Origin of the sequence: Streptosporangium becharense, assembly GCF_014204985.1 — a bacterium.
Lineage (GTDB): Bacteria > Actinomycetota > Actinomycetes > Streptosporangiales > Streptosporangiaceae > Streptosporangium > Streptosporangium becharense.
This window is the reverse complement of the sequence record NZ_JACHMP010000001.1, coordinates 7,721,346-7,740,621: the sequence shown is the minus strand read 5'-3', so window position 1 is coordinate 7,740,621 and position 19,276 is coordinate 7,721,346. Positions and strand designations below refer to the sequence as shown.

Below are 19,276 nucleotides of genomic sequence, written 5' to 3'. Positions count from 1 at the left end.
CGTCAGATCTCCAAGTCGGTGTCGGGGTGCGCCGCCTCGATCCCCTGAACCAGCAGGTGACGGGCACGAGGGAAGTCTCGCAGTTCGTCGTGGAAGATGCGCAGCCCCACTCCCAGCGCCTCGGGGGGAACGCCGCGGGCGGCCAGCACGCCGCCGGTCCAGCCGACGAACTCGGTGAACACCGGGGCGTCGTCGACGTACAGGGCGGCGGCGAGGAAGTCGACGATGTGGCCGAGGTCGTCGGCGGTGGCGTCGAGCTGGTCGTCGCGGTAGGCGGCCATCGGCGGGTAGGCCCCGGCCAGGACGGTCATCACCCGGCCGATCAGCTCTCCGCGGCGGCGGACCAGCTGGGTGTACTCCTCGTCGGCCAGGTGGCCCAGGGCCTGCCTGGGCTCGGGGAAGCCGGGCAGGCCGCGGTCGAGGTGGTCGGCTGCGGCGTCGGCGGTGGGGGCCCAGGCGTCGGCGCCCAGCAGCCGGGCGAAGCGGCCGTCGGTGCCGAAGCCGGCACCGCCCGCCATGACGGGCACGCCCACGGCCTGGCAGGCGGTCAGCGTGGCGTGTGCCCGGGGCAGGCGGGTGGCCAGGGCACAGCCCAGCGCGACGGCGTCGGGCCCGGTCTGGTGCAGGTGGGTGATCAGGTGCGGGCCGGGCACGCTGGCGCCGAGGAAGTCGACCTGCCAGCCGCGCAGGCGCAGCACCTCGGCCAGCAGCCGGGTGGGCAGCGCGTGGTACTCGCCGTCGGTGCAGGCCACGGTCACCCGCCCGCGGGTGGGGGCGGTGCGCGCGCGGGCGGCGATGGCGGCGACCGCCCGGTCGCTGACGGCCGTGGCGCCGTGCTCTCGGGCGACCGACCACTCGTTGGCCGCCCACAGCTCGCCGACGCGCCGCTGCGCGGGCGCGATGAGCTCCAGCAGCAGCCGCTCGGCGGGGACGCCGCCGTCGAGCAGGGACAGCACCAGGTCGACGGCGCCGTACTCGTCGGCCCGGCCGATGTGCTCCAGGTACGCCTCACCGGCCGTGCGCAGGTCGGTGACGGCGAGGAGGACGGAACTCATCGCCCCACCGCCCTCGCCTGCACGGCCAGCAGCGCCCGGTCGTCCTGGATGTCGCCGGCCAGCCAGGCGGTGCTGAGCTGCTCCAGCCGCTCGACCACCGCGGCGACCGGCATGCCCGCGCACGTGGCCAGGGCGGTCTTGAGCCGCTGGGTGCCGTACATCTCCCGGCCTGAGGGGCCGCCGAAGGCCTCGGTGATGCCGTCGCTGTAGAACAGGCACATCTCCCCGGGGGCCAGGTCGAGGGTGACGACGTCGACCACGATCTTCCTCAGCGCGCCGAGCATGGAGCCGCGGACCGGGGCCTCCTCCACGGTTCCGTCCGCGCGCAGGATCAGCGGGGCGGGGTGCCCGGCCACGGACAGGTTCATCAGCACGTGCCCGTCGCCGTCGGTCTCGACGGTGCCCAACGCCAGGGTGACGTAGGAGTTGGGGGCGGTGGAGGCCAGCAGGGAGCGGTTGAGCAGCGGCACCAGCCGCTCGGGCCGGTCCTCCAGCAGCAGGAGCGTGCGCAGGGCGTGACGCACCTGCCCGGCCAGTACGGCGGCGCCGGCGCCTTTGCCGCAGACGTCGCCCAGCACCAGCAGCGGCCCGCCGCTGCCTTCGGAGTCGGGCAGGTAGACGTCGTAGAAGTCACCGCCGATGAGCCCGGCGTGCTGGGCGGCGCGCAGCGAGCCGGCGAGCTCCAGGCCGTCGAGGACGGGCAGGTCCGGCCGGAGCAGGTGGCCGCTCAGAACGGCCGTGGTGGCGCTCTGCTCCTGGTAGAGGGCTGCGGCGGAGATGGCCGCCCCGGCGCGGGAGGCGAAGAGCCGTACCAGGGTCTCGGACTCCTCGTCGAAGGCCGGGCCGCCCTCGTGGCGGGCGAGCACCAGGGCCCCGGCGGGGACGCCGTTGCCGGGCAGCGGGGTGACCAGCAGGTGACCGGCCGACCCGAACCCCTCGGGCAGCACCCAGTCGGGCACCTGACCGGGGTCGAGCCAGCGGCTGGGCACGGGTGGGAATCCGGCCAGCGACTCGGCCAGGCCCGGCACGCCGACGGTGGCGGTGACGGGGACGGAGCCCTCCTGCAACGGGCCGTCGCCGGTGCGGCGCAGCCACTGGACATTGCGTCGCCCGCTGGGCGGCAGCACCACCATGGCGATGTCGGCGAGGAAGGGCACGGCCAGTTCTACAGTGGCGCGGGCACACCGCCGCGTGTTGAGCGAAGCCGCCAACCGGCGCCCGGCCTCTATGAGGAACGCGGTGCGTCTGCCCTCGGCGAGCGCCGCATCGGCGCGGGCCGTCTCGTCGGTGACGTCACGCAGGTACCAGGCACGGTGGGCGATGCCGAACACCTCGTGGCGGATCCGGAGGCGGAGCGGCCCGTGGGCGGCCTCGCGGCTCTCACCCTCGGGGTAGCCGGGGCCGAACAGGGAGGCGGTCTCGCCGCCGGTCACGGGGCGGCCGGGCCGTATGCCGGGCACCATCCGCGCGGCGGCCGCGTTGGTCATGACCACGATGTCGTCCGGGCCGCACAGGACGACCCCCTCGCCGCCGGCCTCGATGATCGCGCGCAGCAGGTCCTCGCCGGGCGCCTCGGGGAAGGGGCCGGCTCTCACCTGGTCGACACCATGACTGGCCGGACGAAGTCCTGTCATCACCCAGAGCTTCCGTTTCGAGAGCGAGAACCCACCCTATCCCGCTACCAGGGACGACGGTGGAAGGGACCGGCGCGGGCCGGAGGGACGGCGGGCGACCGCCTGTGAGCCCCGCGTCGCACCGCTCGGCCGACGCCTCCGAATCGGGAGACCCGCGCCCCTGCGCCGCGTGCCGGGGACGACGACCCGGTGGCGGTCGTCCTCCTCACCCTCGAAACCGGGGGGTGACGCGGTGGTCTACCCCCAGCCTGGGGGCGGCATGTTATCGGCTTTAAGAAGAGACCCAAACGTTATCGAACCGGGCGCAACCATGTGCAGTCATCATGCATCTCCCATTAGTGTTTTATATGCAGTTTGCTGCAATGGGGGAGAGAGATTGCTGACCATGGAGCGCCGAGCTTTCAGGACACCGCTGGCCGGTCTGGCCGTAGCGACCGTCGCCGTGTTGACCGTGTCCTGCTCGGGAGGGCCCGAACGCGTGCCCGCGGCCGGCTCCCCCGCCGGCTCGGAGGCGACCACCTCCGGTGCACCGACCGCCGCAGCGATCAAGATCAGCCCCGCCGAGGGCAGCACGACCGTGCGGCCGGACAAGAAGGTCGTGGTGACCGCGACCGGCGGTGCCCTGGAGGAGGTCGTCGTCAAGAGCGGCGACCACGTGCTGGAGGGTGACTTCGACGCCGAGCGCACCCGGTGGACCTCGTCGGTCCCGATGATGCCCGCCAGCGCTTACACCGTGGCGGCGCGCGCGGTCGACGGCACGACCGCCGAGGCGTCCTTCAGCACGCTCAAGCCCAAGCGCGAGCTGGAGGTCGCCGACGTCACCCCGGCCGTCAAGGGGGAGAAGATCGGCGTGGGGGCGCCGATCATCGTCACCTTCAACCAGCAGATCACCAACAAGGCCGCAGTGGAGAAGTCACTGCAGGTCAAGTCGGACAAGCCCCACCAGGGGGCGTGGCGGTGGGTGAACGACACCACCGTCATCTACCGGACCGCGAAGTTCTGGCAGCCGCACCAGAAGGTGGTCTTCACCGCCCGCCTCAAGGGCGTGCAGGGCGGCAAGGACATGTACGGGGTCAAGGACATCACCAAGGTCCTGCGGATCGGCGCGGCGCAGATCTCCACGGTCGACACCCGCAAGCACAAGATGATCGTCAAGCGCGACGGCAAGGTCGTGCAGACCATGCTCATCAGCGCGGGCAACGCCAGCACCCGCGAGTACACCACCACCAGCGGCATCCACCTGGCGATGGGCAAGGCCAACCCCGAGCGCATGATCTCCCCGGGGCGTAAGAAGGGCGACCCCGGCTACTACGACCTCATGATCAACCATGCGGTCCGCTTCTCCAACAGCGGCGAGTACGTCCACGCGCTCAACAACGTCTGGGCACAGGGCCGCCAGAACGTCAGCCACGGGTGCATCAACGCCCGGCCCGACCAGGCCAAGTGGTTCTACGAGCAGGTCCAGCGCGGTGACGTCATCAAGATCACCGGCACCGACCGGAAGATCGAGTGGAACAACGGCTGGAGCTACTGGGAGCTGTCGTTCAGCCAGTGGAAGAAGGGCAGCGCACTGGCCTGAGCGCCGCGGCGCCGAGGCAGGGACAGACGGGGGGCGGGCCGGTGCGGCCCGCCCCCCCGTGCCGTGCGGGACGGTCCGCGGGATCGGGCCCGCGCTGTGGTCGGTGCGGGCCCCGGGGAGGTTCGCCGGGCCGGCCCGCATGCGGACGCCCCTGGCGGACGGCGGCCGCATCGCCGTGCGCGGTAGCGCCGAAGTTCGGACCGATCCTCCTCGAAGGCCGATCGGCTCGTGGTCGGCCGCGGGCCGACGGCGGATCACAACAGGGTGAGCTGGGCCTGCCGGGGCAGCGCCAGCGGCAGGGGCTGTTCGGGCCGGGTGGCGCCCATGCCGTAACGGGCGGCCAGTTGCAGGACCTGACCGGTGATGCGGCCCACGTAACCGGGGTCGGCGTCGGGACCGTGGCCGTACAGCTCGGTGTAGCGGGCGACCAGGCCGGGATGGTGCTCGCCGAGCCAGGCCAGGTACCACTCGCGGGCACCGGGCGGCAGGCGCAGCACGTGCGGGGTGAGGCTGACCGAGCCGGCGTCCGCGATCCGGCGCACGGTCGCGGCCAGCTGGTCGGGGGAGTCGGTCAGCAGCGGCAGGATCGGCGCCATCGCCACGCCGCACGGCACGCCGCGCTCGTTGAGCTCGGCGACCAGTTCCAGGCGTCGCTGGGCACTGTGCGCGCCGGGTTCGACGGTACGCCGGATCCGGTCGTCGACGAAGGCCACCGACACCACCACTCCGGTGCCGGGGGTGGCGGCCAGCAGGTCGGCGTCGCGCAGGATCAGCCGGCTCTTGGTGTGGACGGTGAACGGTGCCCCGGCCTCGCGCAGCGCGGTGACGACACCGGGCATCAGCCGGTAGATCTCCTCGGCGCCCTGGTAGCAGTCGCCGCCCACGCCCACGGTCACGTGCTCGCCGTCCCAGCGCGTGGTCAGCTCCGCGCGCAGCCGCCGGGCGATGTTGGTGCGCACCACGATCCGCGAGTCGAAGTCGGTCTCGGCGTCCAGCCCCAGATAGCGGTGGCCGCGGCGGACCGCGCAGTAGCGGCAGGCCTGGGCGCAGCCGCGGTAGGGGCTGACCGCCCACCCGTCGTGAGTGTGCTCCAGCGCGGTGCGCGCCTGCACCTCGTAACAGGTCAGCGCGCCGTGGACCCGGGTCACTGCGGAGCGCTCGACGCGCGGCCTGACATCGGCCGGGGCGGCGAGCAGCGGAGGCGCGTCCCATGGCATACGGCTCAGTGGAACACGTTTTCGACACCCCTCGCAACCGGAGCGCCGAACGCGGGCCGGCGCGCCGCGGGGGATCGGCTGGAAGAATAAATCGAGGTGAATGTACTAGTTTGGGAGCGTTCATGGCGTGGCTGATGCTGGCGGGGGCGATCGTCGCGGAGATCCTGGCGACCACCTCGCTGAAACTGAGCGACGGGTTCGCGCACAAGGGCTGGTCGGCCGTCGTCGTCGCCGGGTACGTCACGGCGTTCCTGCTGCTGGGCCAGGCGCTGAAGCTGCAGATGGAGGTCGGCACCGCCTACGCCGTCTGGTCCGGGGTGGGCACCGCGGCCGTCGCCGCGATCGGCGCGCTGTTCCTGGGAGAGACGATCACCCTGACCAAGGTCGCCGGCATCGTCCTGATCATCGGCGGGGTCGTGGTGCTCAACCTGGCCGGAGGCGCGCACTGAGCGGCCCCGGACCGGACGGCGCGGGGCGACCTCCCGCCGCGGGGACGGGGAGCGCGTCCGCCGGGCCCCGCCGAGGCGGCGACGCCCGGTGGTCACGCGACGGGTGCCGCACCATGCGATCATGACGGGCCATGACCATACTGCACCTGGCCCTGGCCGCCGACTGGGACGACGCCCGGCGGGCGGGCGAATACCGGATGTCCAGCATCGGCCGCACCCTCGAGGAGGAGGGCTTCATCCACGCCTGCGCCGACCACGACCAGTTGTGCGGCGTCGTGGAACGCTTCTACCGCGACGTCACCGACCCCCTGGTGCTGCTGGTGATCGACCCGGCCGGCCTGGACGTACGCTTCGAGACGGCCGTCGACGTGCCCGAGACGTTCCCGCACATCTACGGGCCGCTGCCGGTCTCGGCGGTCGTCTCCGCCGCCCCCTTCACCGCACCCGGGCACGACGCGCCGCGCTGACCCCCGCCTCCCCGGCCCCGCGTGCCGTCGCCCGCGCGCTCAGGAGAGGGCCGGTACGGGCGTGAGCGGCTTGTAGAAGAAACTACAGCTCTGCAGGGAACCGTCCGGGGCGGCGGCGTAGTCGGGGACGACCCCGTAGCGGGTCCAGCCGCCGGCGAGGTAGACCCGCTCCGCGGTGCTGCCGGTCTGGGTGTCGAGGAGCAGGAGGGTGACCCCGGCCGCCGCGGCGGTCGCTTCGGCGGTCGCCAGCAGGGCACGGGCCAGCCCCCGGCCGCGGGCGCCGCGGCGGACCATCAGCTTGACGACCTCGGCGCGGTGCCGGCCGTTGGGTTTGCCGGCCAGGGCCAGGCTGACGGTGGCGTCGATGCCGCCGCCGTCGCGGCAGGCCCAGACGATGAGGCTGCCGTCGGCCACCGCCGGTGCCTGCGCGCGCCACCAGGCGGCGGCGGCCTCGTGATCGAAGGGGGCCAGGAAGCCCACGGAGGCTCCGTCGCCGACGGCGTCGACCAGGACCTCGGCGAGGCCGTCGACGCTGCCGGGGAACTCCTCGGCGGACAGTCGCTCGATGGTGTGCACGGAGTGCTTCCTTCCGTGATGAATGCCGGGCGGGGGAGTGTCAGGGCAGGACGACCAGCAACGCGTAGCGCACCGGCCCGGGGCCCGGGCAACGGAACCGTGAACCGCCCCACAGCCGGAACCGCAGGCAGTCTCCCGCCCCCACCTCGTGGAGGTGGCCGTCGACGGTGACCTCCAGAGTCCCCTCCAGCACCCAGATGTGCTGCTCCAGGCCCGCGACCGGCGGCGCGTCGTAGGCGATGTCCGCCCCCGGCCGCAGGATCCCTTCGACGATCTCGCCGCGCAGGGCCGGATGCGGCGGGGACACCGACCTGCGTTCGAACCCCGACTGCTCATCCCGCCACACCGCCTGCGTCCCGGCGCGCACCACCTGCGGCGGTTCGGCCTCCACCTCGGCCAGCAGCCGCGACATCGGCCGTTCGTAGACCGTGCACAGGCGGCCCAGCAGGGCCGCCGTCGGACTGATCTCCCCGCGCTCCAGCCTCGACAGCGTCGACCGGCTGATCTCCGAGCGCCGGGCCAGCTCGTCCAGCGACCAGCCCCGCTGCACCCGCAGCTCCGCCAGGCGGGCGGCCAGCCGGGTCTCCAGAGCGCTCGGCCCCGGGGCGGGAGACGCGAGCTTCTCGGCTTCTCTCACATCGGAGAGGATATCCCACATACGGGAGACCGGTGTACGGGCGGGTGCGTGGCCCGTGCGATGGGCAGGCCGGCTGCCCACGCGCCGGCCACGGATCCCGGCCGGCCGCGGCTTCTGTGCCGCCGCCTCGGCGGGTGATCCCGCGCGGGGTGGCCGGCCCGGCCACCGGCACCGGAATCGGCGGGTTGACGCCGGGTGATCCCGCGCGGGCGACCGACCCGGCGCCATGGTGAGCAGCGGGCAGGACGGCTCAGGACAGCGGCTCAGGACAGCGGCTCAGGACAGCATGGTCAGCAGCATGACGGTCGGCTCGGTGGCCCGCACCGTGTGCGGCAGCCGGGGCGGCAGGTGGATCCACGTCCCCGGGGACGCTTCGGCCTTGTCCGCACCGAGCTCGAGCTCCAGGCGGCCCTTGACCACCTGGATCACGACGGGCAGCGCCGAACTGTGTTCGGTGAGCTCCTGCCCGGTGTCGAAGGCGAAGCCGACCACGCGCAGGCGGTCGTCGCGGTACAGCACCCGGCTGAGCGTGCCGCCGGCGGGGATCTCCAGCTCCGCGGTGAGATCGCCGATCACGGTCGCGGTCATGTCACTCCTCCTTGTTCTGATGGTTTCGCTGAGAGGGTGGGGTCTCTCGTGGTCAGGCGCGGACGGCGACCAGGCCGACCGCGGCCAGATGCGCGCGGTAGCGCCGGAAGACGCCGCGCATCCGGAGGGCCCGGCGGCGGGACGGGGCGTCGCGCATCATCCGGCTGATGATCCCCAACGCTCCCGCCAGGCCCTCGTCGGCGATGAGCCGGCGCGGTTCGAGCAGGTGCATGGGGGTGGTGGTCTCGGCGGTGACCGTGAAGCCCGCCCCGGTCAGCAGGTCACGCCACTGGGGGACCGTCAGCGGGCGGGCGCCGACGTGGATCGCCTCGGACAGCGCCGCCCTGATCTCCTCGGCGAGCACCGGGTCGAGGTCGCCGGGCACCAGGCACAGCTCGTGGATCCCGTACCGGCCGGCGGGGCCGAGCAACCGGTGCGCCTCGGCGACGATCCGGCGTTTGGCAGGCTCGGGCTGCATGGTCAGCATGGCCTCCCCGTACACCACGCTCGCGCTCGCGCCGGGCAGTCCGGTGCTCGCGGCGTCGCCGGTGTGCCATCGCACCTGGGTGGCCGCGGGCCGTGGCAGGCGGGCCAGGGTGGCGATGGCGGCGCTGTCACGGTCGACGCCGACGTAACCGGCCGGGCCGCGGGAGAGGGCCAGCCGGGCGGTGGCACCCAGCCCGGGGGCCAGCTCCACCACCTGGTCGGCAGGCTCGACGCGCAGGGCGTCGAGCATCCACCGGCTCAGCTCCACGCCACCGGGCCGCAGCACCCGCTTGCCCAGGCGGGCCAGCAGCCAGTGTCCCGGCATACGCTCGGCGTCCAGACCCGCTCCGGGGAGCGGATCACCGGCCCGTACCTGTTGCCGTCCCTCTGCCGTCACTGTGACCACCTCCGGTCGGAGCATCGAACTTAGGCAAGGCTAAGTTTCAAGACCGGCGGGGGGACGCGGCCGAAGGTCCCCGACCGAGGGGTCGAACGTCCCGGTGTTCGTCAGCCACAAGCTTGTGACGCGACGACGGGCACGGACCGGTCCGGACGCCGGCCGGGCGAAGGCCGAAGGTCCCTGTCCCGCACCGACGACATCCCCTACCGGGGTGAAATCCCCGGCGGGCATCCTGACGTCACATACGAAACATGATTCGTAAGGGATGCCATGTGCAATTACTGCGGTTGCCGGGAGTTCCCCCTGATCGGGCAGCTGACGCGGGAGCACGAGGAGATCGAGGAGAGCGCCGGGGCGCTGCGCCGGGCCGTCAACGAGGGCCGGTACGACGTCGCCGCGCCACTCCTTGAGGAGCTGCTCGCCCGGCTGGCGCCGCATACCGCCACCGAGGAGAGCGGGCTCTTCGCCGAACTGCGCGCCGAAGGCTCGCTGGCCGAGGAGGTCGACCGGCTCTGCGCCGAGCACGACGACATCCACGGGGTGCTCGGCGCGATCGACCGGCGCAACCCGGACTGGCCCGCCGTGCTGGAGGCACTGGGCAGGCTGCGCCATCACATCGACCACGAGGAGCACGGCCTGTTCCCCGCGTCGGTCATCATGCTGCCGATAGCCGCGTGGGACCGCATCACCCCCGGGCGGTCCGCGGTCGGCGGGTAGACCCCTTCGAGACTGGACGACCCGGCAGCGCGGTGAGAGGCAGACGGCTGGACTCTCCCCCTGTGAGAGAGTCCATGCTGTCGCGGTGGCCGCCGCCCACTCCGGCACCCCGCTCCGTCCCGGACGACGGTGCGTGCCCGGCCACGGGGGACCACCGGAGACCGGGCATGCCGACCGGCCCGGGCAGCGGCTCCGCACACGCTGATCATCCAGTCATCGAGGAGAACGACGCATGACGATCGTGGAGGGCATCGAGACCAGGGGCATGCGTCACTGCGAGACGACGGCGCTGGGGGTGCTGCTGCGGCACGAAGGACTCGATCTGTCCGAGCCCATGCTGTTCGGGCTCGGCGCGGGCCTGTCCTTCATCTACTGGGACAGCAAGAGCATGGCGTTCCCCTTTCTCGGGGGCCGCGTCAAACCGTTCGAACTCACCAGGAATCTGGCTGCCAGGCTGGGGCTGGCACTACGGATCGAGGAGACCACCTCACCGCGCAAGGCGTGGGAGAACGTGGCCGCCCAGATCGACGCCGGCCGGCCGGTCGGCCTCCAGCTCGACAGCTATCACCTGGACCACTTCCAGTCCAAGGTCCACTTCGGCGGTCACGTCGTCGCGATGTACGGCTACGACGAAGACCACGCCTACCTGGTGGACACCGGGCAGCAGGGCGGAGCGGTGCGCACCAGCCGCACCAGCCTGGCCATGGCGAGGGCCGAACGCGGCCCGATGACCGCCAGGAACCGATCCTTCACCATCACCCCGCCGGTGCACCCGCCCCGCTGGCAGGACCACCTCGTCCCCGCGATCAAAGCCTGCGCCGACGCCTTCCTCGCCGCCCCCATCGCGAACGTGGGGCATCGCGGCATCGAGAAAGCCGCCGGTCAGGTGCCCGGGTGGCTGCTCCGCACGGAGCGGCCGGAGCGGGACCTGCCGCAGGCCGCCCTCCTCATGGAGAAGGCCGGCACCGGCGGTGCCCTGTTCCGTGCCCTCTATCGTGACTTCCTCGGCGAGTGCACCGGGCTGATCGACGACGGCGACCTCCGCACCGGCCACAGACTGTACGGCGAGGCCGCCACCATGTGGACGGACGTGGCCACCCTGATCGAGAAAGCCGGGGAGAGCGGCGACGCCGCGTATCTCAAGCAAGCCGGCGTCATCCTGCACGACCTTTCGCGCATCGAAAGAGAGGCCATGCAGGTGCTGCGTCAGCTGTAGCCCCTGCGAGCGGGCGGGCCGGTGCGTCGAGCGACCCCGCCACTACTCCAGGGGGTCGAACCAGCTGCCCACGCGGCCACAGCCGAGGCACACGTCGAGGACGCGGTGCCCCGTCCTGCCGTCGTCCAGCGTGACCACGGTGCGGCGGTACCCGGCGAACGTCGCGAAGTCCTCGTCACCGCACCACATGCACACGGCCTCCTCGCCCTCGTACCTGATCAGTTCCTCCAGCGGGGAATCCGCCCCCAGCCACTGGCAGCCGAGCCATTCGCAGTCGCCGCACCGCCACCACAGGGCTCTCGGGCGGCGGCGCGAGGGCCCGCCGAACACCGTGAGTTCGTGTGAGCAGCGGGGGCATCGCACGGTGGTCTCCTCTCCGGCCGGCAGGAGCCGCCCGCCGTCATGCTCTGATCATGACAAACGGGTCGAGCACCTGAAGGCAGGCGACTGCCCGGTGAGCTTCAGCGCTTCCGGCCCCCGTCGGCGGGCACCCTCCCGCGGGACCGGCCGGTCGGGGCCGGCCGTGAACCTCTGCACACCCCCGCCCGTATGAAGGGGTATGAGAGGCATCTGGCTTGCGGCGGTGCTCGTGACCGTCACCGCCTGCGGGACGGCGCCCGCCGCGACCGCTCCCGCACCCGCACCCGCGCCGACCGCTCCCGTCCGATACCAGGCGGACGGGACCGTACTCGCCGACTCCACGCACGGCCCTCAGCTCTGCGCCGTCGTCACCGCCTCCCTGCCGCCTCAGTGCAGCGGCCCCGACATCGTCGGATGGGACTGGAAGACGGTCGAGCACTCCACTCGCGGCGGCGTGCGCTGGGGTGAGTACCACGTGGTCGGCACCTGGGACGGGCGAAGGCTCACGCTCACCGAGCCCCCGCGTCCCGCCGAGCGCCGCGACACTCCGGGCGACCGGCCCGACTTCAGCACACCGTGCCCGAAGCCCGCGGGCGGCCGGCGCCCGGCCGACCCGGCGAAGGCCACCCAGGAGGCGTTGGCGGCCGCCGTCGCCAGGGCGGAGAAGCTTCCCGGGTACGCGGGCGCCTGGCTGGACCAGAGCTACCTCGAGGAGATCGACGGCTACGACCCCGACGACCCCAGGTCGGTGGAGCGGCACGCCGGTGACCCGAAGCGGCTCGTGCTGAACCTGCGGTTCACCGGTGACCCGGCCGTCCACGAGCCCGCGATCCGCGAGGTCTGGGGTGGCGCGCTGTGCCTGAGCCGCGGCCGGCGGACCGCGGCGGAGTTGCGGGCACTCCAGGAGAGAGTGCAGGAGGAGGTCGAGGGCGTGTACTCCGTCTCGGCGGACGAGCGGGCCGGCCATGTCAGGGCGGGGGTCTGGGTGGCCACGCCGGAGAGGCAGCGCCAGGTCGACGGGAAGTACGGCGAGGGCCTGGTGGTCCTCGAAGGCTTTCTCCGGCCAGTGGGCTCGTAGACCGGCGGCGGCTCTCCCCGGCGCCGCGGACACCGCCGGCCTCCGGCAGGCGGCCCAGGTCATGTACTACGGCGGCGACATCGCCGGGCTTCTCCTGGCCACCGCGCTGTTCGCCGCCTGGTACCGTCGCCGCGGCCGGCGGCTCCACCGCGCTGAGGCGCTCCCAGTAGGCTCCGCGGCATGACCGACGCACACGGACCGACGATCCGCACCCTGGCCTCGACAGTCGTCTACACCAACCCGTGGATCGCCGTTCGGGAGGACCGCATCGAACGCCCCGACGGCTCGCACGGCATCTACGGTGTGGTGGACCAGCTCGACTTCGCCCTGGTCATGCCGATGGAGGACGACGGGTTCCACCTGGTGGAGGAGTACCGCTACCCGGTCGGGCGGCGCACCTGGAACTTCCCGCAGGGCGGCGTCCGCGACAGCCCCTCCCCGGAGGCCACCGCCCACACCGAACTGGCCGAGGAGACGGGCCTGCGGGCGGCCTCGATGGTGCACCTGGGCCGCCTGGACAACGCCCACGGCACCAGCGGCCAGCGGTTCGACGTCTTCCTGGCCACGGGCCTGACCGCCGGCCCGCACAGCCGGGAGCACACCGAGCAGGACATGCGCCAGGGCTGGGTGTCGCAGCCCGACCTGGAGCGGATGATCCGGGAAGGCACCATCACCGACAGCTGCTCGATCGCCGCCTACGCCCTGTTCCTGCTGCACACACGGGGCTGAGGAACACCGGTCCGGGGGCCCCGCGCCGCCCGGTGCGGACCTGTCCGGGAACGGTCCGCCGTCCGAGGCCGCGGGTTCCCGAGGCTGGTCGGCGTCGAGGGCGGCCACCGCTCGCCGGGAAACTCCTGTCGGGGAAGGGGAAGGGCGTCAGCCGGGGGTGCGCCGGCCGCGGCGGGCCCACAGCAGCACCGGGATGAGCAGCAGGGACAGGATGCCGCCTGCCAGTGACAGGCTCGCGTAGTCGGTGGCCTCCATGACGACGCCGGACAGGGCACCGCCGCCGGCACCGGCCAGAGCGATGAGCACGTCCATGGTGCCCTGCACCCGGGGACGGTTCTTCGGGACGGTCGCGTCGACCACGAGCGCGGTGCCGGCGATGAGCCCGAAGTTCCAGCCCAGCCCGAGCAGCGCGAGTGCGACAATCAGCAGGCCGAGCGAGTCGCCGGGTGCGAGCGCGGCGGTGATCCCGGCGAGCAGGAGGGTGATCCCGGAGGCGACCGCCATCGGCGTGCGGCCGATCCTGTCCACCAGGACTCCGGTGACCAGTGACGGCAGGTACATGGCGCCGATGTGGATGCCGATGACGAGACCGACCTCTCCCAGCCCGTGGTGGTGAGCGCGCATGTGCACGGGGGTCATCGTCATGATCGCGACCATCGCGATCTGGGTCAGCGCCATCACGGTGGCACCGATGTAGACGCCGGTGCCGGGCTTGGGCACGGCGGTGTCCGCGGCGCCGGTGCCGGACGGCTGCGCGGCGACGGCCGCCTCCAGCCGGCGGGCCAGCAGGAACGGGTCCGGACGCAGCAGGGCGACCAGGGCCGCTCCGGCGGCCAGATACGCGACGCCGGCGAGCAGGAACGGACCCGTGAGGGCGGGAAGGCCCCAGCTCACCGCCACCGAGCCGAGAGGCTCGACCAGGTTCGGGCCGGCGACGGCGCCCAGGGTGGTGGACACCATCGCGACGCTGATCGCCGTGCCACGCTGGGCAGGCAGTGCCAGGTCGGTGCCCGCGTAGCGGGCTTGCAGATTGGTCGCCGTGCCGGCTCCGTAGACGAACAGTGCGATCAGCAGCAGCGGCACGCTGCCCGTCGCCGCCGCCGCGACGACGCCGAACGCACCGAGTCCTCCAGCGGTGAACCCGAGGCCCAGGCCGATGCGCCGGCCCCATCGCTGGGTGAGCCGGCCCACGAGATAGGCGGCGAGCGCGGACCCGAGAGTGAACAGTGCCGTGGGCAGCCCGGCGAGGCTGCCCGAGCCGAGCATCTGCTGGGCGAGCAGGGCGCCTACGGTGACCCCGGCCGCCAGTCCCGCGCCGCCGAGGACCTGGCTGATCACGACGACCGTCAGAGTGCGCTTCTGGACCTGCCGGCGCGTCGCCTCGTCCGGCTCGCTCGCCTGGGCGACTCCTGCGCTAGGACGCGGCGTCAAGCTCGACCTCCTTCGTCCCGCGCCACTCGATGACGCCCTCGTCCATCGCCTTGGCGTCCACGCCCTGCTCGCGCAGCCACGCCGCCGCCTCGCGCGCCATCCGGCAGAACTCACCCCGGCAGTACACGACGACCTCCGCGTCGGCGGGGATCTCGCCGAACCGCTCTTCCAGTTCGGACAGCGGCAGCGACACCGCACCGGGGAAGTGCCCTGCTTCGAACTCCTCGCGCGGACGCACGTCGATCACCGTCATCTGCGGGGTCACCGCCGCCGGGTCGACCACCGGCGCCGGTCGCGCGGCATCGGCCTGTCCCGGAACGTCGGCCTGTCCCAGATATGACACGACCGCCTCGCGTAGCTTGGCCGAACGTCGCAGGCCGACACGCTTGGCCGCCAGATACAGCTCTGCGACGTCGTCGCCGGCCAGCCGGTAGAAGACCGTCGTCCGCTCGCGCCGTGTCGTCACCAGACCGGCCTGCTTCAGTGTCTGCAGATGCGCCGACGTCGTCGTCACGCCCATCCCCAGCATCCGCGAGAGCGCCTCGACCGAGTGCTCGCCTTGGGCGAGCATCTCGATCACCTCCAGCCGGCGGCCGTTGGCCATGGCTTTCACCACGGTGGCCAGTTCATCGGAGACCACGCGTTTGTCCCCTTCTACGTTATTCCAGTTATCCATGGAACAGGATGGTAGCGTCTCCGTCGGCCGGGCACCGCCACGGCCCAGGAGGCTCCGGACGTCTGATCCGGAGCCTCCTCGGACCCGTGCGGGAGGCGGTGCCGGTCGATGGCATAGGCTTCCAGACCTGATGGAGATCGCCCGCGGCGCGTTCGGGGGGCGGCCGTCCGGTCCCGTCCACCGCCGTGGCGTTCGGGGGGCGGCCGTCGGGCGCCGAGGAGGAGATGCCGATGTCCGATCCAGTGTCGTGGCCGTGGCCGTTCGGACTGCCGGTCGTGCAGGCTCCGATGGCCGGCGGGGCGTCCACTCCCGAACTGGCCGCGGCCGTGTCCGAAGCCGGGGGCCTGGGGTTCCTCGCGGCCGGTTACAAGACGGCCGCGCAGACGCGCCGGGAGATCGAGCGGACGCGTGAGCTCACCTCCCGCCCGTTCGGGGTGAATGTGTTCATGCCCACGGTTGACGAGGTCGACCAGACCGAGATCGACGCCTACGCGCGGGTCATCGCGGGGGAGGCGCGGCGGCTGGACGCCACGTTGGGACTCCCGCACGGGGGCGATGACGACTTCGCCGCCAAGGTCGCGGATCTGCTGACGGACCCGCCCGTGGTGGTGGGCTTCACGTTCGGTTGCCCGGAGGACGAGCTGATCCGGGCGTTCCGCCGCAAGGGGACCGTCGTGGTGGTCACGGTGACGTCGGCCGCCGAGGCCCGGCGGGCCGCGGCGGCCGACGTGCTGTGCGTCCAGGGGGAGGAGGCGGGCGGCCACCGGGGGTCGTTCACCAACACGGACGCCGAGGCGGCGGGTCTGGAGCGCCTGCTGTCCCAGGTACGGGAGGTCTCACGGCTTCCCCTCATCGCGGCCGGCGGTGTCGCCTCGGCCGCCGACGTCTCCCGGGTCCTGTCCGCGGGAGCGGTCGCGGCCGTGGCGGGCACCGCTTTCCTGCTCTGTCCCGAGAGCGGCACCGGCGTGGTCCACCGCGCGGCGCTGACCGACCCCCGCTTCACCCGCACCGCCGTGACCAGGGCCTTCACCGGACGTCCGGCGCGCGGCCTGGTCAACCGGTTCATGACGGAGTACTCCGGCCGGGCGCCCGCCGCCTATCCGCAGGTCCACCACCTGACGGCGCCGCTGCGGCGCGCCGCGGCGGCCCGGGGGGACGCCGAGACGCTGCACCTGTGGGCGGGGACCTCCTGGCGCCGGGCACGCAACGCGCCGGCGGCGGACGTCACCGCGGCCCTGGCCGCGATCTGAGGCAGGAGGATCGGGCACGCGTCCGGACGGGCCGGTTCGGCCGGGCGGCCACGGCCGTGTCCGGTGTACCGGCCTCGGCTTCCCGTACCGCGCCTTGAAGGACGGCGGCATCCTGAAGGACGGCGGCGGACAGCCCGGGCTCAGGGCATTCGCATCCAGAAGTCGAGGCGGTGCTCGGCCACGTAGTCCGTACCGCCGATCCGTCCGGGAGCCAGGGACTGGACGTGGCCGGTGCCCACGCCGGGCCAGGCCGGCAGGTCGGCGCAGGCGGGGTCACCGTGCGCGGCGAAGGCCGCCCAGTACCGGTTCATCCGGTCGGCGAACTCGCGCTGCGCCGCCGACAGCGGCGGGCCGCCGGGAAGGTCGAACTGGTACACCAGCTCGCTGGAGTGCTGGGCTCCGGCGGGGAACCCCGGGAGAGGGACGATCGAGGGGGCGTCCCGGTCGGCGAACTCGTAGAACCAGGTGTCGGTGTAGGCGGCGAAGGTCCGGCCCAGTTCCCAGGCCGGTCGGGCCCAGGCGCGGTCGGTGCAGATCTGTGCCCAGGCGAGGCTCGGTGTCGGGAAGCGGTCGAGGGCGTAACGCGCGGCGACCTCGTCCGCCGCGTCGCCGAACGCCTCGGCCAGCAGCCGCGGATAGCTTTCGGCTGTGACCGGGTTGTCGGCGAGGTCGGCGAAGAGCCCGACGAAGAACCGCGCCTCGTCGCGTGTGGTGCCCAGCATCAGCGGCATCCGGTGGAAGCGTCCGGCGGGCAGCGCCTCCTCGGGTGACTCGGGCAGGGTGGGCCCGCCGAAGGCCGGACGGATGAAGGCGGCCGACGCCTGGAGCAGGTCGGTCACCGGAACCCGCCGGAGCTGTGCGAGCGCCGACTCGGGGTCGCTGCCGGGGGTGACCCAGCCGTGTTCGGCCGCGATGGCGGCGCCGAGCCGGTCGAGTTCGGCAGCCGGGGACCACCTCGGCGGGAGCGCCGGAACACCGGGGATGAAGGTGTGCGCCGGCGTCGAGCCCATCACCGCAAACCCGCTCTGCAGGATCGCGCGGTGGAACAGCCCGGCTGACGCGGGTGACACCAGGTGCGCTGCGATCATGAGAGCCCCGTACGACTCTCCGACCAGGGTCACGTTCGCCGGGTCGCCGCCGAAGCGTGTGATCTCCCGTCGCACCCAGCGCAGTGCGGCCTGCTGGTCCTGCAGCCCGAAGGTGCCACCGTCGGCGAGGCCCGGATGGCCGAAGCATCCGAGCACACCGAGCCGGAAGTTCGGTGCCACGACGACGACGTCACCGGTGAGGGCGAGCCGCCGGGGGTCGTAGGCGGCGGCGGTCCCATTCGTCCCGCCGCCGCCGTGCAGCCACACGATCACCGGACGCCCGGTGCCCCGGGTCTCCGGCACGGTGACGTCCAGTGTCAGGCAGTCCTCGTCGACGGAGGTGACGTCCGCGAACGACTGGGGCAGCTGCGGCGCGGGGTTCCCGGACGCGGTCGCGTCCCGGACCCCGGACCACGGTGCGACCGGCGCGGGGGAGCGCCATCGCCGTTCGCCGACCGGGGCGGCGGCGTAGGGGATTCCCCGGAACGACAGGTGCCCGTCGAGGTGGAGGCCGCGGACGGCACCGCTGCCCAGTTGTACGGTCACGTGCCGGGTCATCGCGTGTGCTCCCCGGTCGTGGTGCGGGGCAGGCTCCGGGCGAGGGGGGTTCCCGTGGAAAGCGGGACGGCCGACGACACCAGTGGCAATATGGTCATATTGCCACAATAACAGTACGACCATATTGTTCTGACGGGGGTTCCGTGCCCGGCGCGGAGCGGTGGGGAGAATCAGCGATCACGAGAGCCGTGACGCCCGGTGAACACCGTGGCGACGACCCGGCCCAGCACGTCCCGCGCCGAAAACGCGTCCGCACCCGAGAGCGCGACCTGATCGGCCAGGCCCTGCACGGTCGCGAGGATCATGCGGGCGGCGAGCACGGCGTCGACCCCGGGCTCGACCTCGCCGCACTCCACGCCGTTCTCGACCGCCGACGTGACGTATCCGAGGATGTCGCCGCCCGACTGCCGGGCGACCTCGGCAAGACCGGCGTGGTGCAGCGCCTGAGCCTGCAAGCCCTGCCGGACGCGGTATTCCACATCCCGCTCCCGGTCGAGTGGCAACAACTCGACCAGGCTGTCGAGCAGAACCTCTGCGACCGGGAGCCGGTCCGCCTGGCCGGCACGGACGCGAACCCGCACCCGCTCGCTCATGCGGCTCACCGCGTCTTCGTAGGCGAAGCGGAGCAGCACGTCCTTGCCGGCGAAGTAGTGCTGGATGAGCCCGACCGAGACTCCGGCCTCGGCCGCCACCCGTGAGAACGAGACGCCGGCGAACCCCTCCGCGGCGAGCAGACGCTGGAACGCCCGTGCGATCTGGGCACGACGCTGATCATGATCGGCAACCCGCGGCATCCCGTTATCATACAGCCGTATTGCTACCGCCGTCCCGCCGGTGCGGCGGCCCCGACCTCCTGTTTCCCCATCCGGACTGCGGGATCCCGACATATGCCCGCCCGGGAGCGCTCGGTCGTCGCGAAGGAGGACGAGCGGCTCCGCCGCGACGACCTCGCCGAGTGACGCCGCGCGAAGGCCAAGGTGCTGAGCCGGCATCTCGGACCCGCTCTCCGACGACTCCCCACCGGCGGCCGGGCCGTCACTCCTCACGTCCCGAATCAGGGGTGCTTCGTGTCATGAGACGGCCAC

At 72.6% G+C, this 19,276-nt stretch carries 20 protein-coding genes; 8 read left to right on the top strand and 12 right to left on the bottom strand.

Annotation, left to right across the window (positions count from 1 at the left end; genetic code table 11):
- Window positions 1-2 precede the first annotated feature (2 nt).
- Window positions 3-1,055: a cobalamin B12-binding domain-containing protein gene (locus F4562_RS33455; RefSeq protein ID WP_184546453.1), complete on the bottom strand. Its 1,053-nt coding sequence runs from the start codon at window positions 1,053-1,055 to the stop codon at window positions 3-5.
- Window positions 1,052-2,689: a PP2C family protein-serine/threonine phosphatase gene (locus tag F4562_RS33450; protein WP_184546454.1), complete on the bottom strand. Its 1,638-nt coding sequence runs from the start codon at window positions 2,687-2,689 to the stop codon at window positions 1,052-1,054. The genes F4562_RS33455 and F4562_RS33450 overlap by 4 nt, the downstream gene beginning before the upstream one ends.
- A 385-nt stretch (window positions 2,690-3,074) precedes the next feature.
- On the opposite strand from F4562_RS33450, the gene F4562_RS33445 reads away from it, so the two are divergent.
- On the top strand, window positions 3,075-4,268 hold the full coding sequence (locus F4562_RS33445) for a L,D-transpeptidase (RefSeq protein ID WP_184546455.1): 1,194 nt from the start codon (window positions 3,075-3,077) through the stop codon (window positions 4,266-4,268).
- A 254-nt stretch (window positions 4,269-4,522) separates the two neighbouring features.
- On the opposite strand, the gene F4562_RS33440 is transcribed toward F4562_RS33445, so the two are convergent.
- The gene (locus tag F4562_RS33440; protein WP_184546456.1) at window positions 4,523-5,485 is read right to left on the bottom strand and encodes a radical SAM protein; all 963 of its coding nucleotides are present in this window, start codon (window positions 5,483-5,485) and stop codon (window positions 4,523-4,525) included.
- A 122-nt stretch (window positions 5,486-5,607) separates the two neighbouring features.
- On the opposite strand from F4562_RS33440, the gene F4562_RS33435 reads away from it, so the two are divergent.
- Both F4562_RS33435 and F4562_RS33430 read left to right on the top strand, forming a co-directional pair.
- Window positions 5,608-5,934: a DMT family transporter gene (locus tag F4562_RS33435; RefSeq protein ID WP_184546458.1), complete on the top strand. Its 327-nt coding sequence runs from the start codon at window positions 5,608-5,610 to the stop codon at window positions 5,932-5,934.
- A 131-nt stretch (window positions 5,935-6,065) separates the two neighbouring features.
- Window positions 6,066-6,401, top strand: coding sequence for a DUF952 domain-containing protein (locus F4562_RS33430; RefSeq protein ID WP_184546460.1), 336 nt, complete (start codon window positions 6,066-6,068; stop codon window positions 6,399-6,401).
- Window positions 6,402-6,440: 39 nt separating this feature from the next.
- On the opposite strand, the gene F4562_RS33425 is transcribed toward F4562_RS33430, so the two are convergent.
- From F4562_RS33425 to F4562_RS33410, 4 genes are all read right to left on the bottom strand, one after another.
- Window positions 6,441-6,977: a GNAT family N-acetyltransferase gene (locus F4562_RS33425; protein ID WP_184546462.1), complete on the bottom strand. Its 537-nt coding sequence runs from the start codon at window positions 6,975-6,977 to the stop codon at window positions 6,441-6,443.
- A 40-nt stretch (window positions 6,978-7,017) separates the two neighbouring features.
- Window positions 7,018-7,614 carry a helix-turn-helix domain-containing protein gene (locus tag F4562_RS33420; protein WP_311734223.1) on the bottom strand — a complete coding sequence of 199 codons (597 nt, stop codon included), beginning with the start codon at window positions 7,612-7,614 and terminating at the stop codon, window positions 7,018-7,020.
- 276 nt (window positions 7,615-7,890) lie between these two features.
- Complete coding sequence (locus tag F4562_RS33415; RefSeq protein ID WP_184546465.1) at window positions 7,891-8,202, bottom strand: cupin domain-containing protein; 312 nt, start codon at window positions 8,200-8,202, stop codon at window positions 7,891-7,893.
- 52 nt (window positions 8,203-8,254) lie between these two features.
- Window positions 8,255-9,085: a class I SAM-dependent methyltransferase gene (locus tag F4562_RS33410; RefSeq protein ID WP_221207724.1), complete on the bottom strand. Its 831-nt coding sequence runs from the start codon at window positions 9,083-9,085 to the stop codon at window positions 8,255-8,257.
- A 273-nt stretch (window positions 9,086-9,358) separates the two neighbouring features.
- On the opposite strand from F4562_RS33410, the gene F4562_RS33405 reads away from it, so the two are divergent.
- A complete protein-coding gene (locus tag F4562_RS33405; protein WP_184546469.1) occupies window positions 9,359-9,805 on the top strand; it encodes a hemerythrin domain-containing protein in 447 nt (148 codons plus the stop codon).
- 232 nt (window positions 9,806-10,037) lie between these two features.
- Entirely contained in the window at window positions 10,038-11,021 is a 984-nt protein-coding gene (locus F4562_RS33400; RefSeq protein ID WP_184546471.1) for a BtrH N-terminal domain-containing protein, read from the top strand.
- A gap of 42 nt (window positions 11,022-11,063) precedes the next feature.
- Here the strand turns inward: F4562_RS33400 and F4562_RS33395 are convergent, their stop codons facing one another.
- Window positions 11,064-11,384, bottom strand: a complete 321-nt coding sequence (locus F4562_RS33395; protein ID WP_184546473.1) for a hypothetical protein — start codon at window positions 11,382-11,384, stop codon at window positions 11,064-11,066.
- 196 nt (window positions 11,385-11,580) lie between these two features.
- Here F4562_RS33395 and F4562_RS33390 point away from each other — a divergent pair, with 196 nt between their 5' ends.
- Both F4562_RS33390 and F4562_RS33385 read left to right on the top strand, forming a co-directional pair.
- The gene (locus F4562_RS33390) at window positions 11,581-12,459 is read left to right on the top strand and encodes a hypothetical protein (RefSeq protein ID WP_184546475.1); all 879 of its coding nucleotides are present in this window, start codon (window positions 11,581-11,583) and stop codon (window positions 12,457-12,459) included.
- Between the two features lie 180 nt (window positions 12,460-12,639).
- Window positions 12,640-13,188: an NUDIX domain-containing protein gene (locus F4562_RS33385; RefSeq protein WP_184546477.1), complete on the top strand. Its 549-nt coding sequence runs from the start codon at window positions 12,640-12,642 to the stop codon at window positions 13,186-13,188.
- Between the two features lie 147 nt (window positions 13,189-13,335).
- On the opposite strand, the gene F4562_RS33380 is transcribed toward F4562_RS33385, so the two are convergent.
- Both F4562_RS33380 and F4562_RS33375 read right to left on the bottom strand, forming a co-directional pair.
- Window positions 13,336-14,619 (bottom strand): MFS transporter, encoded by a 1,284-nt coding sequence (locus tag F4562_RS33380; protein ID WP_184546480.1) that lies wholly within the window; start codon window positions 14,617-14,619, stop codon window positions 13,336-13,338.
- Entirely contained in the window at window positions 14,603-15,259 is a 657-nt protein-coding gene (locus F4562_RS33375) for an ArsR/SmtB family transcription factor (RefSeq protein ID WP_312872198.1), read from the bottom strand. Before F4562_RS33375 ends, F4562_RS33380 begins: the two co-directional genes overlap by 17 nt.
- Before the next feature lie 266 nt (window positions 15,260-15,525).
- Between F4562_RS33375 and F4562_RS33370 the strand changes: the two genes are divergently transcribed.
- Window positions 15,526-16,545: a nitronate monooxygenase gene (locus F4562_RS33370; RefSeq protein WP_184546484.1), complete on the top strand. Its 1,020-nt coding sequence runs from the start codon at window positions 15,526-15,528 to the stop codon at window positions 16,543-16,545.
- A gap of 140 nt (window positions 16,546-16,685) precedes the next feature.
- On the opposite strand, the gene F4562_RS33365 is transcribed toward F4562_RS33370, so the two are convergent.
- A complete protein-coding gene (locus F4562_RS33365; RefSeq protein WP_184546487.1) occupies window positions 16,686-18,191 on the bottom strand; it encodes a carboxylesterase/lipase family protein in 1,506 nt (501 codons plus the stop codon).
- A 170-nt stretch (window positions 18,192-18,361) separates the two neighbouring features.
- Window positions 18,362-18,985 carry a TetR/AcrR family transcriptional regulator gene (locus tag F4562_RS33360; RefSeq protein WP_184546489.1) on the bottom strand — a complete coding sequence of 208 codons (624 nt, stop codon included), beginning with the start codon at window positions 18,983-18,985 and terminating at the stop codon, window positions 18,362-18,364.
- Between the last annotated feature and the right edge of the window lie 291 nt (window positions 18,986-19,276).